This window comes from Streptomyces lacrimifluminis, from assembly GCF_014646095.1.
GTDB lineage: Bacteria > Actinomycetota > Actinomycetes > Streptomycetales > Streptomycetaceae > Streptomyces > Streptomyces lacrimifluminis.
Genome location: NZ_BMMU01000011.1, coordinates 40,695 through 60,372 on the forward strand (window position 1 = coordinate 40,695; position 19,678 = coordinate 60,372).

At 70.2% G+C, this 19,678-nt stretch carries 17 protein-coding genes; 6 read left to right on the forward strand and 11 right to left on the reverse strand.

What is annotated here, in order from left to right; translation table 11 throughout:
• Positions 1-68 precede the first annotated feature (68 nt).
• Positions 69-3,269, reverse strand: coding sequence for an alpha-L-rhamnosidase (locus tag IEY89_RS18055; RefSeq protein ID WP_189148451.1), 3,201 nt, complete (start codon positions 3,267-3,269; stop codon positions 69-71).
• Here IEY89_RS18055 and IEY89_RS18060 point away from each other — a divergent pair.
• A complete protein-coding gene (locus tag IEY89_RS18060; RefSeq protein WP_189148651.1) occupies positions 3,240-3,431 on the forward strand; it encodes a hypothetical protein in 192 nt (63 codons plus the stop codon). The genes IEY89_RS18055 and IEY89_RS18060 overlap by 30 nt on opposite strands.
• A gap of 77 nt (positions 3,432-3,508) precedes the next feature.
• On the opposite strand, the gene IEY89_RS18065 is transcribed toward IEY89_RS18060, so the two are convergent.
• From IEY89_RS18065 to IEY89_RS18075, 3 genes are all read right to left on the reverse strand, one after another.
• Entirely contained in the window at positions 3,509-4,780 is a 1,272-nt protein-coding gene (locus IEY89_RS18065; RefSeq protein WP_189148452.1) for an ABC transporter substrate-binding protein, read from the reverse strand.
• A 61-nt stretch (positions 4,781-4,841) separates the two neighbouring features.
• A complete protein-coding gene (locus IEY89_RS18070) occupies positions 4,842-5,663 on the reverse strand; it encodes a carbohydrate ABC transporter permease (RefSeq protein ID WP_189148453.1) in 822 nt (273 codons plus the stop codon).
• Positions 5,660-6,610 carry a carbohydrate ABC transporter permease gene (locus IEY89_RS18075; RefSeq protein ID WP_189148454.1) on the reverse strand — a complete coding sequence of 317 codons (951 nt, stop codon included), beginning with the start codon at positions 6,608-6,610 and terminating at the stop codon, positions 5,660-5,662. The genes IEY89_RS18070 and IEY89_RS18075 overlap by 4 nt, the downstream gene beginning before the upstream one ends.
• 340 nt (positions 6,611-6,950) lie before the next feature.
• Between IEY89_RS18075 and IEY89_RS18080 the strand changes: the two genes are divergently transcribed.
• The 3 genes from IEY89_RS18080 (at position 6,951) to IEY89_RS18090 (ending at position 10,128) form a co-directional block, all read left to right on the forward strand.
• The gene (locus IEY89_RS18080; RefSeq protein WP_189148455.1) at positions 6,951-7,988 is read left to right on the forward strand and encodes a LacI family DNA-binding transcriptional regulator; all 1,038 of its coding nucleotides are present in this window, start codon (positions 6,951-6,953) and stop codon (positions 7,986-7,988) included.
• Positions 7,989-8,164: 176 nt separating this feature from the next.
• Positions 8,165-9,304 (forward strand): ABC transporter substrate-binding protein, encoded by a 1,140-nt coding sequence (locus IEY89_RS18085; protein WP_189148456.1) that lies wholly within the window; start codon positions 8,165-8,167, stop codon positions 9,302-9,304.
• A gap of 194 nt (positions 9,305-9,498) precedes the next feature.
• Positions 9,499-10,128, forward strand: a complete 630-nt coding sequence (locus IEY89_RS18090; protein WP_189148457.1) for a hypothetical protein — start codon at positions 9,499-9,501, stop codon at positions 10,126-10,128.
• A 330-nt stretch (positions 10,129-10,458) separates the two neighbouring features.
• Here the strand turns inward: IEY89_RS18090 and IEY89_RS18095 are convergent, their stop codons facing one another.
• From IEY89_RS18095 to IEY89_RS18105, 3 genes are all read right to left on the reverse strand, one after another.
• Positions 10,459-11,571, reverse strand: a complete 1,113-nt coding sequence (locus tag IEY89_RS18095) for a sensor histidine kinase (RefSeq protein ID WP_189148630.1) — start codon at positions 11,569-11,571, stop codon at positions 10,459-10,461.
• Positions 11,572-11,573: 2 nt separating this feature from the next.
• Positions 11,574-12,263, reverse strand: coding sequence for a response regulator transcription factor (locus IEY89_RS18100; RefSeq protein ID WP_189148458.1), 690 nt, complete (start codon positions 12,261-12,263; stop codon positions 11,574-11,576).
• A 180-nt stretch (positions 12,264-12,443) separates the two neighbouring features.
• Positions 12,444-13,796 (reverse strand): hypothetical protein, encoded by a 1,353-nt coding sequence (locus IEY89_RS18105; RefSeq protein ID WP_189148459.1) that lies wholly within the window; start codon positions 13,794-13,796, stop codon positions 12,444-12,446.
• 113 nt (positions 13,797-13,909) lie between these two features.
• On the opposite strand from IEY89_RS18105, the gene IEY89_RS18110 reads away from it, so the two are divergent.
• Entirely contained in the window at positions 13,910-15,142 is a 1,233-nt protein-coding gene (locus IEY89_RS18110; protein WP_189148460.1) for a molybdopterin-dependent oxidoreductase, read from the forward strand.
• Positions 15,143-15,479: 337 nt separating this feature from the next.
• Here the strand turns inward: IEY89_RS18110 and IEY89_RS18115 are convergent, their stop codons facing one another.
• The 4 genes from IEY89_RS18115 to IEY89_RS18130 form a co-directional block, all read right to left on the reverse strand.
• Positions 15,480-16,331 carry a class I SAM-dependent methyltransferase gene (locus IEY89_RS18115; RefSeq protein WP_189148461.1) on the reverse strand — a complete coding sequence of 284 codons (852 nt, stop codon included), beginning with the start codon at positions 16,329-16,331 and terminating at the stop codon, positions 15,480-15,482.
• On the reverse strand, positions 16,328-16,945 hold the full coding sequence (locus IEY89_RS18120) for a TIGR04282 family arsenosugar biosynthesis glycosyltransferase (protein WP_189148462.1): 618 nt from the start codon (positions 16,943-16,945) through the stop codon (positions 16,328-16,330). Before IEY89_RS18120 ends, IEY89_RS18115 begins: the two co-directional genes overlap by 4 nt.
• Positions 16,942-17,718 carry a glycosyltransferase family 2 protein gene (locus IEY89_RS18125; RefSeq protein ID WP_189148463.1) on the reverse strand — a complete coding sequence of 259 codons (777 nt, stop codon included), beginning with the start codon at positions 17,716-17,718 and terminating at the stop codon, positions 16,942-16,944. Before IEY89_RS18125 ends, IEY89_RS18120 begins: the two co-directional genes overlap by 4 nt.
• Positions 17,719-17,820: 102 nt before the next feature.
• Positions 17,821-18,816, reverse strand: coding sequence for an NAD-dependent epimerase/dehydratase family protein (locus tag IEY89_RS18130; protein WP_189148464.1), 996 nt, complete (start codon positions 18,814-18,816; stop codon positions 17,821-17,823).
• Positions 18,817-19,259: 443 nt separating this feature from the next.
• On the opposite strand from IEY89_RS18130, the gene IEY89_RS18135 reads away from it, so the two are divergent.
• The gene (locus IEY89_RS18135) at positions 19,260-19,586 is read left to right on the forward strand and encodes a rhodanese-like domain-containing protein (RefSeq protein ID WP_189148465.1); all 327 of its coding nucleotides are present in this window, start codon (positions 19,260-19,262) and stop codon (positions 19,584-19,586) included.
• Positions 19,587-19,678 lie beyond the last annotated feature (92 nt).

The following is a 19,678-nucleotide window of genomic DNA, read 5'->3' on the forward strand; positions in this document are numbered from 1 at the left end:
GTGTCTGCGGCGCCGCCGACCGGCACCGCGGACACGTTGCTCTCCCCCGTCCTGTCGGCACAAGCCCATCAGCGCAGCCGGGCGCTCACCCGGTACCGACCGGACGCCAACCGGCAGACGTACACCCCGTCGCCGAAACCGATGAAGCGCACACCCTCGGCACCCGCCAGTCGCGCACGTCCTTCGCGGACCGAGTCGGCCGACACCGCCGGAAGCCGCAGGGTCGCCTCACTGTTCGCGGGCACCACCACGTCGTACACGAGGGCCCTGCCGCCCTCCGTCACCTGCCACTCGCTCCTGATCTCCCCGTACGGCGACTCGTACGTCCCCGACACCCTGGTGATCCCGCCCGTGGGATCGATGTGCGGTTGCAGCACGAAGTGCTTGAACCCGGGGCTCTCCGGGTCGCGGGCGATGCCAGCCATGTAGGCGTACATCCACTCCATGATCGCGCCGTAGGCGTAGTGGTTGAAGGAGTTCATACCGACGGGCCCGAACCCGTCCTCCTTCGAGTACGAGTTCCAGCGCTCCCAGACCGTGGTGGCACCGTTCTTCACCGAGAACAGCCAGGACGGCAGCGCGTCCTGGTGGAGCAGCTTGTACGCCAGGTCGGCGTGCCCCTCGTCGGTGAGGACCGGGGCGAGGACGTTGACGCCGAGAAAGCCCACGGACAGCGTGTTCTCGGAGTACCGGACCCGGATGCTGCCGGGGTGTGCGGCCTTGTAGGCATCGTCGTTACCTATGTTGGCGGCGAGATGGCCGACGAGTGTGCGGCGTTGGGCCAGTGTCTCGTAGAAGCCGAGCTTGAGCACCCAGAGCAGCGCTGTCTGACTGTTGTCCTCCGTCTTCTGGTCGGGGTCGGAGCCCGGTTCGATCGGCGAGGCGTCGCCGAGGCTGGACCTGACCGTGACCGTGCCGCCCTCCGTACTCAGGTACTTGGTGATGAACGCCTGCCTGATGCGTCCGAAGAGCCGGTCGTACGCCGCTGCCTCCGCCGTCCTGCCGAGCGCGCGGGCCATCTGTGCCATCAGCCGCGTGCTGTAGCCGTAGTAGACGTCGCTCATCAGCTGGGCGCTGGTCTTCTGCGGCCCCAGCCAGTCGCCGGTGAGGGATCCCTGGCCGGCGTAGGTGTCGCCGGTCTGCTGCTGGATCCAGTCCAGGTAGCGCGTCATCGCGGGCCAGTTGTCCTCGACGACGGTCGCGTCACCGGTCATCTGCCACACGGTCCACGGCACGATGACGCCGGCGTCCGCCCAGCCGCTGCCACCGCCCGGGAAGTTGTACCGTCCCGTCGGGGCGACCCCGGTGAACTGTGCCTTCCCCATGCCGTAGATGAGTGCGGAGTCGACGACGGTGTCCTGGAAGTGGCTGAGGAAGACACCGGCGTCCACGTTGTACAGACCGGTCGCCGAGAACACCTGGGTGTCGCCGGTCCAGCCGAGGCGTTCGTCGCGCTGGGGGCAGTCGGTGGGCACCCAGAGGTAGTTGCCGCGCTGGCCCCAACGGATGTTGCTCGCCAGCTGGTTGATGTCGGGATCATTGGTGGTGACGGTGCCGGTCTCACGGATCGCGGACGTGGCGACCTTGCCGGTCAGGCCGGTGATCGTGATTGTGTCCGTCGCGGTGACGGAGACGTAGCGGAAGCCGTAGAAGGTCAGGGAGTCCTGGTGGGTCTCGCCTTGCCGGTCGCCTTTCAGGACATACGTGCTGGTGGCCTTGGCGCTGCGGAGGTTCGCCCGGTAGAGGGATCCCGCCGGACCGTCCGCGCCGGCGCTGTCGTCGTTGAGTATCTCGCCGAACCTGAACTCGGCCCTGGTTCCGGCGGGGCCGCGCAGGCTGTAGCGGGCCACGCCGACCATGTTCTGGCCGAGGTCGAAGACGACGGTCTCCCCCGCGCCGATCGTGACCGGGGCGGAGGCCGCCTTCACAGGATCGGTCACCGTCCGGGCGGGGTCCACGACGATCCGACCCCGGCCGTTCCGGCTGCCGTCCTGTCCGGTCACCCCGGTGGCGACGGTGATCGACTGCGGTCGGCGGTCCCACCGGCGCATGAAGCGTGCGGTCTCGCCCGGGTAGGCGAGGAGGCGCGAGTCCGGGAACCTGTCGTCGAAGGCGACTCGTTCCACGTCCGACCAGGCCGAGTCGTCGAATCCGTGCGCCGTCCAGCCCGGCAGTTCCTTGCGGGCGTCGTAGATCTGGCCGTCGTAGATGTCGTCGGCGCGGTAGGGGCCCGTGTCAGTGGCCTTCCAGCCGTCTCCCGGAGCGGTGACGACCGTCTGAGACGTTCCGTCGGCGTACCGGATCAGCAGCTTCGCCTTGACGGCGAGGGCGTTGCCGTCCGCCGAGTAGTACGTACTGCCTTCGGAGATGCGGCCGTTGTACCAGCCGTTGCCCAGGACGACCGCGAGGGTGACGTCCGGCTCCCGCGTCACACGGTCGGTGACGTCGTACGTCATGTAGTTGACGCGCGCGTCGTAGTTGGTCGAACCCGGGGGCAGCAGTTCGATCGTGGTGCCGCCGTCCTGCTCCACGGTCACCTGTCGCCCGTTCACGTGGGCGTCGTACACGCCGAGGGCCGAGACGTAGAGTCGCGCCTCGCGAACGCGCGGGCGGTTCCTTCCGGGGCCCGCGCTCCTGAGGGCTTCCTCCTTCCGCAGCATCGGCGCGCCGGGCGAGTTGGGGGTCTTGGCCTTCATCCCGATCCACCGCGCGCCCTCCCATCCGCCGACACCGTCGGTGCTCATCAGGCCGGTCTCGAAGAAGGAAGGGGACGCGGTACCCACCAGCCGGTCCTCGGTGTCCCATACGGTGACGGTCCAGTGGTAGCGGGTCGAGGCGCGCAGCGGTTTGCCCGCGTAGCGGACGGCCACCGAATCGGAGGTACGGACCCGGCTGCTGTTCCAGACGTCCGCCCGGGCGACGGTCAGTTTCTCCGGGGAACTCGCGACGAGGATCCGGTACGCCCCCTGGCTCCGCCCGCGCGCCGTCGACCGCATACGCCAGCCGAAGCGCGGCCGGGAAGCGTCGACGCCGAGCGGGTGTGCGCGATGTTCCACGGTCAGTCCGAGCACTGCGCCGCCCTCCTCACCACGGGACGCCTGTGCAGCCGCGCTCGTCCCACCTCCGATGGCACCGGCCCCCAGCGACACGGCGCCGGCTGTCACAGCGAGCACGGTGCGACGACGCACTGCCGTCCTGGCGGTACGGGGAGGTGTCCCCGCCCCGGACTCGCGGTCGGCGTGGTCCGTACTGCGCGCTTCCTGGCTCACGTCTTCGTCCTTCTCTCGGTCGTACGGCAGTCGGTCGGGGAGGTGCGCACGGTGAACGTGTGCCTCGCCGAGCCGACGGTGTGGGGGGTTCCGGCCGCCCGTGGGGAGAGGGTCGCCATGCCCTCGGGACCGGCGGTGACGGGTGCCGTGAAGCAGCCGTAGCTGGGCCGGGTGTCCTCCTGGCGGACGTCCCGCAGGACGTCGTCGCGCTCGCCCTCCGGCGGGGCAACGGCGTGATGTCAGCTTCCGGCTCTGTAGTCGGCGTCCATCTCGGCGAGAAGCTTCTTGGGGGTGGACTGGTCGCTGAAGATCTCCTGGAGACCGCTGAGCATGGTCTGCTGGACCTTGGCGTTGGGCCAGAGCTGGTCCATGAACGGCACGGTCCTGCCGGCCTCGATGTACCCGGACAGCTCGGCCAGCGACGGGTTCGCGACGAAGCCCGTGTCGGACAGACTGGGCAGGCCGCCCTGCTTCTTGACGAACAGGTTCATGCCCTCGGGGGACATCACGAAGTCCACGAACTTCAGGGCGAGTTCCTCGTTCTTGGCCTTGGCGTTGACGCCGTAGCCGGCACCCGCCGCAGCCGGTATGAGGGTCTTCGACGGATCGTCGGTGGCCGGCAGCGCCCGGAGCGTGAACCTGCCCTTCGGGTTCTTCGCCTCCAGGAGGGCGATCACCCAGTTCCCCTGAATGATCCCGAGCGTCCTGCCGGTCGCGGCGAGGCCCTGGCTGGCCTCGTAGTTGGTCCCCAGGGGGTCCTTCTGGAAACAGCCCGTCCTCTCCATCGTCACGTACTTGTCCAGGGCCGTGAGCCATGGCGACTTGGCGAAGGTGGCCTGTCCCGCCTGCATCTTCTCGTCGAAGTCACGGTCGTCGCCGTAGACGGTCGTGGCGACCAGCGCGTACTGGACGAGCTGGGTCACCCAGTTGTCCTGGTTGCCCAACGCGAAGGCGGGTGTTCCCTTGGCCTTCGCCGCCCGGCAGAAGTCGAGCAGCTTCGTCCAGGTGTCCGGCGGGGTGAGGCCGGCCTTCGCCAGGGCCTGCTCGTTGTAGACCGCGCCGATGCCGTTCTGCCCGAAGACCGCGGTGTAGGTCTTCCCCTCGTACTGGGCGACGCTCTTGATCGCCTCGGGCATCCTGGCCGCCCAGTGCCTGTCCGAAAGGTCGCGCAGGTAGCCGGGTCTGGCCAGGACGTACGTGGCGCCCGGGTTGCCGTTGCCGGGCCAGACCGACATCACGTCGGGTGCGGTGCCCGAGGACAGCTGGGTGCGGATCTGCTGCTGGTACTGGTCGGCGCCGCTGGTGGTGTAGCGGACCTTGACGCCCGGGTTGGCCTTCTCGAACGCCTTGACGACGTCCTCGACCGAGCCCTGGTCGATCGACGCGAGCGTCAGGGTTTTTGAGCCACCCGAACCGCCGCCGGAGCCGGCCTTGGTTCCACCACTACAAGCGGCCAGCACAGCCATGGAGGTCGCCGCGGCGATCAGGAGTGGGAGTGCACGTGTCTTCATGATGTCCTTCTCGGGGAAGAGCCACCGGGCATGAGGGTGAGGGTCGGTCGGGCGTCGGGAGTCATCCCTTCAGCCCTCCCGCGAAGCCGTTGATGATGCTGCGCTGCAGCACGAAGTAGACGAGCAGGACGGGCAGGATGCTGATCACCAGTGCGGCGAAGATCAGGTTCCAGTCGGTCACGTACTGGCCGACGAACCCCGCGATCGCGACCGGCATGGTCTGCTGCGCGCTGCCGCTGAGGTACAGCAGCGGCGTGAAGAAGTCGCTCCACACCGCTACGGAGTTGAGCACCAAGACGGTCACCGTGATGGGCTTGAGCATCGGCAGGACCACGTACCGGAAGCCCTGCAGCGGTGTGCAGCCGTCGATCAGTGCCGCGTCCTCGAAGTCGCGTGGCAGGGCGCGCAGAAAGCCGACGTAGAGGAAGACGGTGAACGGCACCTGCAGGCCGGAGTAGAAGAGGACCAGCGCCCAGGGTGTGCCGAGCAGACCCAGGTCGCGCATGGTCTGGTACAGGGGCAGCGAGGCGAGTTGGAAGGGCAGGACGAGGCCTAGCAGGAAACCCAGGTAGGTACCCCGGGACCAGCGGGCCGTGGCACGCGCCAGCGGGAACGCCGCGAGCGAGGAGACGGCGAGCACGATCGCGACGCTGCACGCCGTCACCAGCACGCTGTTGAGCAACGCCCCGCCGAGCGCCCCCTGTTGCCAGGCCTGGGTGAAATTCTGCAGCGTGGGCGAGGTGGTCGGGCTGATCGGCGACGAGGTGTCCGACGCCGACCGTACGGCCAGGTTGACCAGGACGTACACCGGGAAGCCCACGACCAGGGCGATGGCGACCATCGTCAGTTCCAGCGCGAACGTTCGTCCGCGGTAGCGGTTCACGACGTGGCCCTCTCGTTGCGGGACAGCACGGCGTACTGTCCGGTCGAAACGACGGCCACGATGATCGTGAGGACGACCGCGAGCGCGATGCTGTAGCCGAACTCCCCCAGCGTGAAGGCGTCCTTGTAGATCAGCGTCGAGAGGGTGTCGGTCGCGTGCCCCGGCCCTCCGCCCGTCAACGCGTACACCTGGTCGAAGAGTTTGATCCCGCCGATGATCGACAGCATCAGGTTGATGGTGAGGGCCGGGGCGAGCAGTGGCCGGGTGACCGACCAGAAGCGCCGGACAGGTCCCGCGCCGTCGATGGACGCGGCTTCATGGACCTCCTTGGGCACGGACTGGAGTCCTGCGAGGAAGATGACCATCGAGTAGCCCGCGAACTGCCAGACGATCACTCCGACGACCGACCACAGGGCGACCGTCGGACTGCCCAGCCAGTCCTGCCGCAGGCCGTCCAGTCCGACCGCGCCGAGCAGGCTGTTGACCGCACCGTCGGGGCCGAGCAGGTTGCGCCAGAGGTAGGCGGTGACGATCGGGGTGATCACGGCTGGGGCGAACAGCAGGACCCTGAGCAGGTTGCGGGACTTGACGGCCGAGTTGACCCCGAGCGCGAGCAGCAGGCCCAGCGCGTTCTGGACGACCGTGATCGACACGGCGATCAGCAGGGTGTGCCGGATGGCCTGCGTCGCGTCGGGATCGCGGAACAGCTCGGAGAAGTTGTCGAGGCCCACGAAGGAGAAGTGGGGATCCAGGCCGTCCCAGTCGGTGAAGGCGTAGTACACACCACGAACGCTCGGCACCAGGACGACGAAGGCGAACAGCAGCACCGCGGGCAGAGCGAACCACCAGGGCGGATCGGTTCGCGCCCGCCCCCGGACGCGAGGAACCGGCTCGGCGTCCGGAAGCCGGGCGTGGTCCGAAAGCTGCTCGTGCGGGGCCGTGGTCACCGGCGCACTCCCTTCTCCAACCTTCTATGACCCTTGTTGAATCGATTCAATACGGCTGCCCGGTCGAGGCGGTGGCCGGCGGGGCACAGGGAGAGCGGCCGTCGCCGCCCGCCACGGGACGACGAGGCCCGACGCCGGGTCGATGGCGCCGCAGGCCCGATGAGTAACGTTGCCCATCGGGTCTGGCCAGACCCTAGAGAGCGTCTCGCGTGACGTCAAGATGCCGCGCACGCTGCACGATTGTTACGACGGCGGCCCCGCGTAGCCGTCACGAGGTGTCCGCCGGGCCACAGGCCCGTCCGTAGACTCGACCACAGCCGTCCCAGGGAAAAGGAATCGAATGGAGCCGCCAGCACGACGCCGTCGCGTCACGATCATCGATGTCGCACGCCACGCCCAGGTGTCCACCACCGCGGTGTCCAAGGTGCTGCGCAACGCGTACGGCGCCAGCCCCCAGATGCGCGCGAAGGTGCGCCGCGCGATGGACGAGCTCGGCTACCGGCCGCACGCGGGAGCCAGAGGACTCCGCGGACAGACGTACACCATCGGCGTGATGCTCCCCGACATCCGGAATCCCTTCTTCCCAGACGTGCTCGACGGCATCACCGCCGCGCTGGGGGACACGGAGTACCAGGTGCTCCTGGGCCCCGGCTGCAACGGCGAGAAGGAAGAAGCGCGGGTCACCGAGGCGATGCTGGACCGCGGCATGGACGGCCTCATCCTGGTCGCACCCGTCTCGCCCCGCGCCCACCTCGAACAGGTCGCCTCCTCCGTGCCGACCGTGGTCGTCGGTCGGCACGGGTCATCTCCGGTGTACGACACGGTGGTCGACGACGATGTCGAGGGCGCGTCCCTGGTCGTCGGCCATCTCGCCGGCCTCGGGCATCGCCGCATCGCCCACATCGAGCATCACGAGACCGACCCGACTCGCCTCGTGGAAATGCCCAACGCCCGCCGCGCCGACGGATACCGGCAGGCCATGCGGGCGCTCGGGCTCGGGGAGTGGATCGACGTGGTCTCCACCAACTACACCCAGGAGGGCGGCTACCGGGGCGCGCAGGAACTGCTGGCCCGTCCCCGGGTTCCGACGGCCGTATTCGCCGGCGCGGACATCGTGGCCATGGGTGTGCTGGAGGCAATGAGCGAAGCGGGCCTCGCCGTTCCCGGCGACATCTCGGTGGCCGGCTACGACAACACCACCTTCGCCGCGCTCGGCCCGATCTCGCTGACCAGCGTCGACCAGGCAGGCCACAAGATCGGCGGGAACGCCGCCCGCCTGCTCCTGAAACGGCTTTCCGACCGGCAGAAACCCACGGACCAGGTCCTCCTGTCCCCCACTCTGATGCCGCGCCGGACCACGAACCGACCACCGGAGTAGGGCGCCGACCGAGCTGCGCGAGCATTCAACCGTTCGATTGAACGTGGGATTCCACCTATGGAAAACGTTGCCCATCAGCGTGAGGCGGTGCAGGATGAAGGCCACCCGACGCCTCTGCCCATCTCCGAGGTACCGGGTTTTTTCACCACGCCCCCCATCAGAGAGGCTTCCTCAGCGTGTCCAGCTTCCTCAGCAGACGACATGTCCTCGCCACCGGAGCGGGCGCCGCCCTCGGGGTCGGCGCGGTCGCCGCGAACGCCACCCAGGCCGCCGCCTCCCCCGCCACCTCCCGGGGCACCACCCGCGGCGAGGAGACCAGGACCCTCGACGAGCTCTACCGGACCGCTCTGGCGGAGGGCGGCAAGCTCGTCGTCTACGCCGGCGGCGACACCCCCACCCAGCAGGACTTCACCAAGGCGGCCTTCAAGGCCCGCTTCCCGGACATCGACCTGACGCTGATAGTCGACTACAGCAAGTACCAGGACGTCCGCGTCGACAACCAGTTCGCCACCGGCACCCTCGTCCCGGACCTCGTCCAACTCCAGACCCTCCAGGACTTCACCCGCTGGAAGGGGCAGGGCCGCCTGCTGCACTACAAGCCCGCCGGATTCTCGAAGGTCTACGACAGGTTCAAGGACCCGCAGGGCGCCTGGGTGGCCACGACCGCGCTCGCCTTCAGCTTCATGTACAACACGGCGGCGGTCGGTTCGACGACACCGCTCACCCCGCGCGACCTTGTCGACCCGAAGTGGAAGGGCAAGATCGCCTCCGCCTACCCGCACGACGACGACGCGGTGCTGTACCTCTTCACGCTGTACGTGCAGAAGTACGGCTGGGACTGGGTGGCCAAGTTCGCCGCCCAGGACGTGCGGTTCGCGCGCGGCAGCAACACCCCGGGCGACGCCGTCTTCGGCGGGCAGAAGGTCATCGGTGTCGGCACCGCCGGGTCCGCGGTCAGCACTTCTCCCGTGACGTTCGCCATCGGCGCCGGACATCCGTTCATGGCCTGGGGCCAGCGCGTGGCCGTCCTCAAGCAGGCGAAGAACTCCACGGCCGCCAAGCTGTTCCTCAACTGGCAGCTTTCGAAGGAGATGCAGAACGGCTCCTTCAACGGCTGGTCCGTCCGCACCGACATCACTCCCCCGGCGGGTCTGAAGCCGATGTGGGAGTACCCCGACGCCCATGTGGACGGCTTCCCCCGCTTCATGGAGGACCGCGCCGCGGTCGAGCGCTGGAAGCAGACCTTCGCCCTGTACTTCGGCGAGGTCAAGGGCGACCCCACGCCCGGCGTGCTCGGGCTGCACCCGGGGGCGTAGGGGTTGATGGGCGGGAGCGTCGGCCGATGCAGCGACAGCGGCCACGAGTGGACCGGCGCCCCGCTCTCTCGGGGGATCCTGCGCCCGCCTCCTCGGGGAGCGTGCCCAAGCGGTCCGGCACCTCATCTTACGAACCCCTTACGCCCCCGTTCTCGCCCCCGATCCGGGGGGCGTCACGTGCCTACGATCGCACCGTGCTGACCCTCCGAAAGATCGCCCTCGCCACCGCCGCGCCCCTTGCGCTCGCCACCGCGGGCATCGCACACCCCCACGGTCTCTCCAGGTCGACAGCCGCGGACTGGATACAGCTGCACGTCGTCCTGTTGCCGGTCTTCCCACTGCTGACGATCGGCCTCCTCGTCCCCTTGTGGCACCGACCACGCCGCGACCCGGCGGGCGCCGCCACGGTGCTGGCCTGGGTAGGTGCGTTCGTCTACGCGACCTTCTACACGGGCCTCGACGCCGTGGCCGGCATCGCGGCCGGAACCGCGGTCGAACACACCGCCGGGACAGAGAGCCTGGGACCGGTCAAGCATCCGCTCTACGACATGGGTGAGGCACTCGGGCAGGTCGGCGCGTACGCCCTCATCGGTGCCGTTCTGGCCACAGCCGTCGCGCTCTTCCCGAGACACGGCGCGCGGGTCGTCCCCGGCACGGTGGTACTCCTGGCGGCCGGCTGGTCCTTCACGGACAGTCACATCTTCTGGCCTCGCGGGGTGTGGACGATGCTCGCCTTCGCCCTGGGCTTCGCCCTGCTCGTCTGGGGAACGGACAGGACCGCACCCGCCGGCCGGCCAGCCTCACCTTCGCCCCTCCGCGTCTGACCCCACGGACCGGTGGCCGACCGCGTCGCGCCTGCCATTCGGGACACCTCCGGTGGATCACTCCTCATGCGTACATGACGCCCCACCCGAACGGCTGCCGAGCAACTCCCACCCGGTGAGTCCGGGTCCGGTGATCACCCAGGCGACGCTGTCGCCTCCACGACGCTGTCCGTCCAGACGGTCGACTGCCTCAACACCAAGGGCTCGCGGCCTGCCGCCCGGAGCCCGGCCGCGTACGGGAAGCTCCCGTGGAGGTGCGGCCCGCGGAACCCGGCCGAGGTCGGTTTTCATCACCCGGCCTCGGCCTCGTCCGGCCGCAGGACTTTCCGGTCAGGCCTCGGCCAAAGGCAGTGTCACCTCGAAGCGACAACCGCCGGGCACATTGCGTACGGCGGCCTGACCGCGGTGTGCCTCGACGATGCCGCGGACGATGGCGAGACCGAGGCCGGCGCCGGCCGGAGGGGTACGGGCATGCGTGCCGCGCCAGCCGGTGTCGAAGACACGCGGCAGATCGTCGTCCGGGATGCCGCCGCAGCCGTCGGTGACGGACACGACGACACCGTCGTGGGAACGCTCGGCGGCGACCGCGACCGTACCGTCCGAGGGTGTCCGGCGGATCGCGTTGACCAGCAGATTGCTCAACACCCGGCTCATCTCCTTGCCGTCCACCTCCACGGGCACCGGTTCGATGCGATCGCCGATCAGCCACACACCGTGCTCTCTGGCGAGAGCGTCCGCTCCGGCCAGAGCGTCGCCGACGAGGTCGTACATGGACATGCGCGACGGAGAGAGGGCGAGCGCCCCGGCGTGGATGCGGGAGAGTTCGAAGAGGTCCCCCACCATGTCGTTGAGACGTTCGACCTCCGTGCGCATCTGGCGGAGGTAGCGCTCCGGTTCGGCGGCGACGCCGTCCTCCAGGGCCTCGGACATGGCACGCAGCCCGGCGAGTGGGGTGCGCAGGTCGTGCGAGATCCACGCGACCAGTTCGCGTCTCGATGTCTCCAGGGCGCGCTCACGGTCCCGGGACGTGGCGAGCTTCGCACTGGTGCTGGCCAACTCCCGGCTCAGTGCGGCGAGTTCGGCGTTCGCCGAGCCGTCGGGTGCCGCGAAATGGCCGCCGTCACCGAAGGAACGGGCAGCCGCGGTGAGCGCCCTGCTGCCGGCGACGACCCGCCGGCCGAGCAACAGCGCGGTGGCCAGGGAGACGACCGCCGCCATCGCCACGACCATGGTGACGACAGCAAGATCGTGCGAGGACAGGAACATGGCCCTCGCCACGGCCAGCGTGCCCGCCAGCATGGCCGTCACCGCCACGGCCACGACCACGGCGAGGGACATGGTCAGCGAGCGTCGCCGGATCAGCCACAGGACACCGGCCCCCAACAGCCCGGCCGCGACAGCGCCGAGCAGGGCGAACAGGCCGATCAACAGGAAGTCGCTCATGCTCATACGGCCTCCTCGAAGGGCGTGGTGTCGAAGCGGTAGCCCACTCCCCACACCGTCTGGATCAGCTGCGGCCGGGCCGGGTCGTCCTCCACCTTGCCCCGCAGCCGACGTACATGGACGGTGACGGTGGACAGATCGCCGAAGTCCCAGCCCCACACCTCACGCATCAGCTCTTCGCGACTGTAGGCGCGGCCGTGGTTGCGCAGGAGGAAGACGAGGAGGTCGAACTCGCGGAGCGTGAGGCTGAGTTCGAGGCCGTTCTTGGTGGCTCGCCGGGCGGCCGGGTCGACGGTGATGCCTGCCCCGTGCACCGGGTGGGTTGTCGCGGCGGGCCGGGTCCGGCGTAGTACCGACTCGACCCGCAGCACCAGCTCACGGGGACTGAAGGGCTTTGTGACGTAGTCGTCCGCGCCCACTTCGAGGCCCAGGATCCGGTCGCCCTCGTCGCCGCGGGCGGTGAGCATGATGACCGGCACGGGTCCACGGGCCCGGATGCGGCGGCACACCTCCAGGCCGTCCATTCCGGGCAGCATCAGGTCGAGCACCACCAGGTCCGGCCGGTTCGCGGCGGCCCGCACGAGTGCGGACGGCCCGTCACCGGCTCGTTCCACGTCGTACCCGGCTCGGTCGAGATAGCCGGAGACGATCTCGGCGACCGTTGGGTCGTCGTCCACCACGAGGACGCGCATCGCGCCTCCACGCCCAGGTGGAGCAAGCTCGGAACCCGCGGATTCATGCGACTGCTGCATGCCTCCAGCTTCCCACCGGCGTCACCCCCGTGCGGCACGGCCCACCCGACGTCCGCGTTTCGTAAGAACCCGGCCCCGCTGTCCGTCCGTGGCGGCTCGAACCGGGCCCGCCGTCGGTCGTCACCACCCCGTCAGCAGCAGGTGGTTGAGGAGCAGGGCCAGAGCGGCCTGTGCGGTGAGCCAGGCGCGGGGTCGGGTCAGAAACGCGCAGGCCGGGAGCAGCCACAGGGCGAACGGCAGCCAGATGCGCTCCGTCTCCGCCTTGCTCATGCCCGAGAGGTCGGCGACGAGAAGGGCGAGCAGCGCGGCGAACACGAGGAGGGCGAGCCGTGATCCGGGAGCGTCCGCGGTTGTACGCAGGCGACCGCGGAAGCCCTTGCGTACCGGAGCCGCGCCCGCCCGCCGCAGGCCCGCGGCTGTCGCCGGACCCACCACCAGAGCCGTGCACGCGAGGTTCGCCCACACCCAGTATCCGTACGGCCGGACACCGCCGGCCCCTTGGTAGTAGCGGGTGACGAGCAGGTGGTAGGCCTCCCACCAGTTGAAGCCCGCGAACGTGAACGCGGCCGGGACGACCACGAATCCGGCGAGGACGTACGGGAGTGGGCGCAAGCGTCGGGAGCCGAGCAGCACGACACCGCCGGCGATCACCGCGAACAGTGTCAGCCCGTACGAGAGATACGCGGTGAGGCCGAAGAGGAGCCCGGAGGCCAGCCCTGCCGATCGTGGCCGGTGTCCGGTGACCGCGAGGGCGAGGAAGGCGACGGCCCAGGCGGCCACCGCCGCGAAGTATCCGTCCGCGGAGGTGCCCATCCACACGGCCGCCGGGACCAGGACCAGGAAGGGTGCGGCCCGGCGGGCGAGAGCCTCCCCGCACAGCGCGCGCACGGTGACGAGCACCGCCACCGCCGCTGTCGCCCCGACGGTGATGCACCAGACGCCCGCCCAGGCCCCGCCGCCCAGCCCGATCCGGTCGAGGAGGACGAACGTGAGGGTGGCCCCGGGAGGATGCCCGGCGACGTGCGCGGGCCAGGCGTCGGGGGAACGGATCAGGATGTGCTGAGTGAAGTCCCGCAGGGCGGCGGGGATGTCGTGGAAGCGGTTGACGGGTTCGATGACCTGGAGGTACTCGTACTTGGTCGTCAGCCGCAGGGCGATGCCCCGCTGCCACCCGTCGACCAGGGCGAGCGAGAACGTCCACGCCGTGGCGGTGCCGCAAGCAGTGACCAGCAGCACGCGCCAGGGCAGCCGGGCGGCGAGCAGCGGCCCGTACGCGACGACGGCGGCGGCCACGACGATCGCGGCGGGGGTGCCGGGGCCGACGTGCGGCTCCCAGTGGCCGTACAGGGGAGGCCAGCTCACGCGTAGGGTTCCGTAGCGGTCCTGGATGACGGTACCGATCACAGCGGCCGTCGTGACGAGCAGCGCTGCGGCCAGGGCCGCGGACAGGTCGCGGAGATGATCGCGGTTCACACCGGCACGCTAAGCCGCGGTAGGCCGGACAGGACTCCGGCAAGCCAGGACGTCAGCGTTTCGTCATGAGTCGCAAGCCCTGTTCCCCGCCTGTCCCGGCCTACGGTCGGAACATGCGCGCCCCTCTCCTCCCCACCTCCCCCGGTTTCTGGCGCAGTCCGCTGCGCGGCCCCTGGTTCACGTCCGTGCTCGGCGTCGTACTGCTCGGCGGGATCACGGTGCTCTTCGTGACGGGCCTGGTGTCGTACGCGGCCTACAACCCGGGCCTGTCGCCGGTGAACGAGAAGACCCCGGACAAGGGCCTGCTCGGCTTCTACCTCTTCGTCTGGCCGACCGACCCGCCCTGGCTGTACCGACTCACCCAGGGCGTACACGTCACCCTCGGCATCGTGCTGATCCCCGTACTGCTGGCGAAGCTGTGGTCGGTCCTGCCGCGGCTGTTCACCCTGCCGCCCGTACGGTCGCTCGCACACGCGCTGGAGCGGATCTCGCTGCTTCTGCTGGTCGGGGGCGCGCTGTTCGAGTTCACCACAGGCGTGCTGAACGTCCAGCTGGAGTACCTCTTCCCCGGGTCCTTCTATCCGCTGCACTTCTACGGGGCCTGGGTGTTCTTCGCGGCGTTCGTGACGCACGCGGTGCTGCGAGTGCCGGCGGCGCTGCGCAATCTGCGCCACCTGCGCGACGAGGACAGCGACCTCGTCTCCCCGGCCCCCGCCCCGCCCACCTTCTCCCGCCGGGGCGCCCTCGGGTTCGTCGGCGGCGGCTCTCTGCTCCTGCTGGTCACGACGGCGGGCCGGAGCTTCGACGGGCCACTGCGGCAGACGGCTCTGCTCGCGCCGCACGGCGGCCCCGAACCGGGGTCGGGGCCCGGCGGCTTCCAGATCAACAAGACGGCCGCGTCGCGTGGCATCAGCACGACGGAGACGAGTGACGAGGCGTGGCGGCTGGTCATCGAGGGGCCCGGACGGACGGTCCGGCTCAGCCGGGCGGAACTGTTGCGACTCCCGCTGCACAACGCCGCGTTGCCCATCGCCTGTGTGGAGGGCTGGTCGACCTCCGACCAGTCGTGGCGGGGCGTACGCCTACGGGATCTGGCGGCGCTCGTGGGGTACGAGAGCGACGCTCCGCCCGACGTACTGGTGGAGTCGCTCCAGCGGCACGGGGCGTTCCGCCGGGCAGCCCTGCGTGACAACCAGGTGGGCGACCCGCGTGCGCTGCTGGCTCTCTTCGTCAACGGCGCGCCCCTGACCCCTGACCACGGCTACCCGGCGCGGATCATCGTCCCCGCGGCGCCCGGGGTGCTCAACACCAAGTGGGTGGCACGGATGACGTTCGGAGACCTGTGATGCGACGATCTGCGATGCGACGCCTTCCGCTGCGCCGGTACATGGGGAGCCCGTTCCCACTCCTGCTTCTCGCCTGTTCGTTCGCGCTGGCCGGGTACGCGGGGGTGCGGCTGTTCGCGGACGACTGGTTCTCGGTCGCGCTCTGGTTCGTGGGCGCGGCGCTGGTGCACGACCTGGTGTTGCTGCCGCTGTACGCGGGCGCGGACCGGGTCGTCACGCGGGCGCTGGGCGTGCTCGGCCGCCGGGAGTGGACTGTCTTCGTGCGCGTCCCGGCGGCGTTCTCCGGCCTTCTGCTGCTGATCTGGTTTCCGCTGATCAGCGGACAGGCGGCGGACCGCTACCGGTCTGCCACCGCCCTGTCCGGCGACGGGTTCCTGTCCCGCTGGCTGCTGATCACGGCGGTGCTGTTCGGCGGCTCGGCGGTGGCCCTCCTGCTGCGGTCGGCGCGGTTGCGCAGGACGACGAAGGAGCGGTCGCCGGTCGTCCACTGACCCGCTGGACGCCAGCCCGCCCGGGTCGCGAGCCGGAGCAGGGCCGGGGTGCCGAGACGGGCCCAGGGGAAGGGTGGGCCGACGGACCCGTGAGCCTCGGCGGGGATGCGGACGACGTGGACGGTGACACGTTCGTCGACCTGGCTGTCCGGGACGGTCTCGGTGATCAAGAGGCCGCCGTCATTGAGGAGTTGGGACATCCGCCGCAGGAGGGCGCTCGGGTCGCCGCCGATGCCGATGTTGCCGTCGATGAGGAGGACGGTGTCCCAGCGTCCTTCGGCGGGCAGCGGTTCGAAGACGGAGCGCTGCAGGGCCTGGCCACCGAGCCGCACGGTGCGGGCGACCGCGGCTTCGCTGACGTCGATGCCGAGCGCGGGCAGGCCCCGGGACGCGAGTTCGGCGACGAGCCGCCCGGGTCCGCATCCCACATCGAGCACCGCCCCCTCGCAGTGCTCCAGGACCTTCATGTCCGCCGCGTCGGCCCTGGCGCACCAGCGATCCACTTCCAGCGGCAGCAGCCAGCCGTCGGTACGACGGAGGAAGAGCGGCCCGCCACCGGCGGCCAGGGCCTCGGAGTAGGGGTCGGCAGCCCAAGGGCCCGGGGTGCCGGAGGACGCGACGGACGCGACGGACGCGACGGACGCGGGACGATCCGGGCCGATCGCCCTCGGCGACGTGATCTCGTGTGCGGTGCTCATCGACCGGCGACCGCTCCGAGACGCCCCAGCTCAACGGCGAACCGGATTTCCGGGGCCGATGCGGCGACCGCCGCCGCGTCACGGGCGGTGTCCACGTCCCGGAGGCACGGCAGCTCACGTACGCGCAAGCCCGCCTCGACCAGTCGCCCTCGCTGCACGGCGCCCGTCGTGGGCGTCGACATCGGCACACCGCGCAGCAGTTCGGGGTCCGGTTGGGCGAGACCCAGCGCCCAGAAACCGCCGTCCACGGCCGGGCCGAAATACGCGTCGCAGTCGGCGAAGTCCACGGTGAGCAGCGCGGGCGTCACCTGTGGGGTGTCCATGCCGATGAGCAGCGCGGGTCCGTCGCAGCCGGCGAACGCGGCGGCCAGCCGCTCGTCGAGACCTCCGGCGCACTGCGGGACGACGTCGAAGCCGGGCGGCAGCCAGGGACCCGGAGCGCCGTCGAGCACCAGCACACGACGCCGGGCGGGGGTGGCCGCCACGGCCCGCAGAGTGTCCACGAGTGCCGCCTCGGCGAGCGCCGCCGCTTCCCGGGGCGTGAACGGCGGGGTGAGCCGGGTCTTGACCCGGCCCGGCCGCGGTTCCTTGGCGATGACGAGAAGTGTGGTCACTGAGCGGTTCCTCCTGGATGTACGGAGTGCGAGCCGGCGGCAGTCCCGTCCCGGGGCGCCGGTGGTTCGGACAGGACCCGGCCCATGTCCCGTACCGCCTGCCAGGTCCCGCGCCAGGTGCCGGTGACCTTGGAGGCACCGGTGCGCGGCAGGTACGGCACGTCGTGCTCGACGACACGCCAGCCGGAGTCGGCGGCCCGGACGACCATCTGCAACGGGTAGCCGCTGCGGCGGTCCGTGAGCGCGAGGTCGAGCAGTTGTTCGCGGCGGCCGGCGCGAAGCGGGCCGAGGTCGTGCAGGCGCAGCCCTGTGCGACGACGCAGCATCCGCGCCAGCACGAGGTTGCCCATCCGGGCGTGCGCGGGCCAGGCACCTCGGCCCTGCGGGCGGCGCCGCCCGAGCACGAGGTCTGCCGCACCCTCATGTACCTCGCGTACGAAGGGCTCGAGCAGAGAGGGGTCGAGTGAGGCGTCGCAGTCGCAGAAGCACACGATGTCCGCGGTGGCCGCGGTCAGCCCGGCATGGCAGGCGGCGCCGAAGCCGCGGCGGGTCTCGCGCACGACGGTCGCACCGAGGGCACGGGCCAGCTCAGGCGAGCCGTCCGTGGATCCGTTGTCCACCACCAGCGCGCGCCAGGTGGGAGGGATGCGCGCGAGCACCCAGGGCAGGGCCTCGGCCTCGTTCAGGCAGGGGAGGACGACGTCGACAGGCGCCGCGACCGTCGCCGCCCCCTGTTCTGACGCTGGTTTTGATTCTGATTCAGGAGAGGTCATCACGGCTTCCACCTTACGAAGACAAAAGGGAGATAGCGGACTCACGCTCCTTACGGAACGCGGACGTCGGGGCGGAGCCGGGGCACACGAGTGGGCCGAGAGCTACTCCCCACGCAGATTTGCACTCGCGAATTCCCGCATGCCCTCCGCGAACCCGACCTCGGCCTTCCAGCCCAGCTCGGCCCGCAGGCGGGACGAGTCCGCCGTGATGTGGCGTACGTCCCCCAGGCGGTACTCCCCGGTCACCACGGGCTCGGGCCCGCCGTACGCGGAGGCCAGCGCCTGGGCCATCTCCCCCACCGTGTGGGGCTCCCCACTGCCGGTGTTGTACGCGACCAGCGCCCCGGTCCGGGCCTCGGCCTCCAGCGCCGCCACGTTGGCCGTGGCCACGTCCCGCACATGTACGAAGTCCCGCCGCTGGCCACCGTCCTCGAAGACGCGCGGAGCCTCGCCCCGGGCGAGCGCGGACCGGAAGAAGGACGCGACCCCCGCGTACGGGGTGTCGCGCGGCATGCCCGGCCCGTACACGTTGTGGTAGCGCAGCGAAACCGCGGAGCCGCCCGTCGACCGGGCCCACGCCGCCGCCAGATGCTCCTGGGCCAGCTTGGTCGTCGCGTACACGTTGCGGGGGTCGGCCGGGGCGTCCTCACCGACCATTCCCGGTGTCAGACCTTCCTCGCACCACGGGCACCGGGGTTCGAACCGCCCCGCGTCCAGATCGGCCACGGTCCGGGGGCCGGGCCGTACCGCCCCGTGCGACTCGCAGGTGTACGAGCCCTCGCCGTACACGACCATCGACCCGGCCAGCACGAGGTGGCGTACCCCCGCGTCGGCCATGGCGGAGAGCAGCACGGCCGTACCGAGGTCGTTGTGCGACACGTACTCGGCCGCGTCACCGAAGTTCTTGCCGAGTCCCACCATCGCGGCCTGATGACAGACCGCGTCCACACCCGGCAGTACGGCGGCGACCGACACGGCGTCGCGCACGTCCGCGCCGTCACGCAGGTCGAACACGACCGCCTCGTGCCCCCGCGCGGTCAGTACCTCGACGACATGACTCCCGATGAACCCGGCTCCGCCGGTGACCAGTACTCGCATGACCGGAACGCTAGGAGCAGGGACGCACCGTACGGCAGCCCCACGCCCATGTCGTCACAGCTCCGTAAGACCTCGGCAGATTCGACAGCCCCGTCACCTCGCGCAACGGAAGCGGCACACCGCCGAACCGCTGTGCAGGAGACGTGCTCTTCTCCCGGGTCATGGTCCGGAGAGTGGCGACCGCTCGCCGTAGCACCGACGCACGCGCGTGACCTGCCCTTGTCCGTGCTGGCCGAAGGAAGTGGCCGTTCGGAGCGCCGGGGCGGGGAACCGGGTCGGCTGCCCAGGGCGGAGTCCCGGGGATCACGGCTCGTTCCCGCCCCTGGCGCCGTGCCGCGGCTTACCTGACGGGCAAATACCCCCAGGGGTATTTGACGGCCCCTCCCCGATCGCCGTACTCTCGGCACCAAGACACCCCCGGGGGTATTTGAGGAGGCAATCAAGTGGCTCGCGAAACAACCCAGGAGGCGTTCACCACGGCCTCAGCCGACGGTGGGTTCGTGATCGACGCATGGGAGCCGGACGAGTACGCGTCCGGGCATGTACCGGGCGCGCGGCTGATGCCGCTGCACTCCGTGTCGGCCCGATGCGGTGAACTGCCCACGGACAGGCCGGTGTTCGTGATCTGCGCCAGCGGAAACCGCAGCAGGACCGCCGCCGGCCGGATGAACTCCCGCGGCATCGACGCGTACTCCGTGTCCGGCGGCACCGGCGCCTGGGCCCGCGCGGGGGACCCGATCGAAGCCGGACACCACGAGCACGCGGCCTGAGCGACCCAGCCACAGTCTCGGCGTGGCCACCGACCACAGGCCCCACCCGCTGAAGTCCACCGCGAGCCACACCCCGGCAGCCAGGAAGGAGC

Bases quoted from the DNA above. Each gene is read 5' to 3' on its own strand.
- IEY89_RS18065 (WP_189148452.1), bottom strand. From the start codon at position 4,780: ATGAAGACACGTGCACTCCCACTCCTGATCGCCGCGGCGACCTCCATG.
- IEY89_RS18080 (WP_189148455.1), top strand. From the start codon at position 6,951: ATGGAGCCGCCAGCACGACGCCGTCGCGTCACGATCATCGATGTCGCA.
- IEY89_RS18095 (WP_189148630.1), bottom strand. From the start codon at position 11,571: ATGAGCGACTTCCTGTTGATCGGCCTGTTCGCCCTGCTCGGCGCTGTC.
- IEY89_RS18100 (WP_189148458.1), bottom strand. From the start codon at position 12,263: ATGCGCGTCCTCGTGGTGGACGACGACCCAACGGTCGCCGAGATCGTC.
- IEY89_RS18110 (WP_189148460.1), top strand. From the start codon at position 13,910: ATGCGCGCCCCTCTCCTCCCCACCTCCCCCGGTTTCTGGCGCAGTCCG.
- IEY89_RS18115 (WP_189148461.1), bottom strand. From the start codon at position 16,331: ATGAGCACCGCACACGAGATCACGTCGCCGAGGGCGATCGGCCCGGAT.
- IEY89_RS18125 (WP_189148463.1), bottom strand. From the start codon at position 17,718: ATGACCTCTCCTGAATCAGAATCAAAACCAGCGTCAGAACAGGGGGCG.
- IEY89_RS18130 (WP_189148464.1), bottom strand. From the start codon at position 18,816: ATGCGAGTACTGGTCACCGGCGGAGCCGGGTTCATCGGGAGTCATGTC.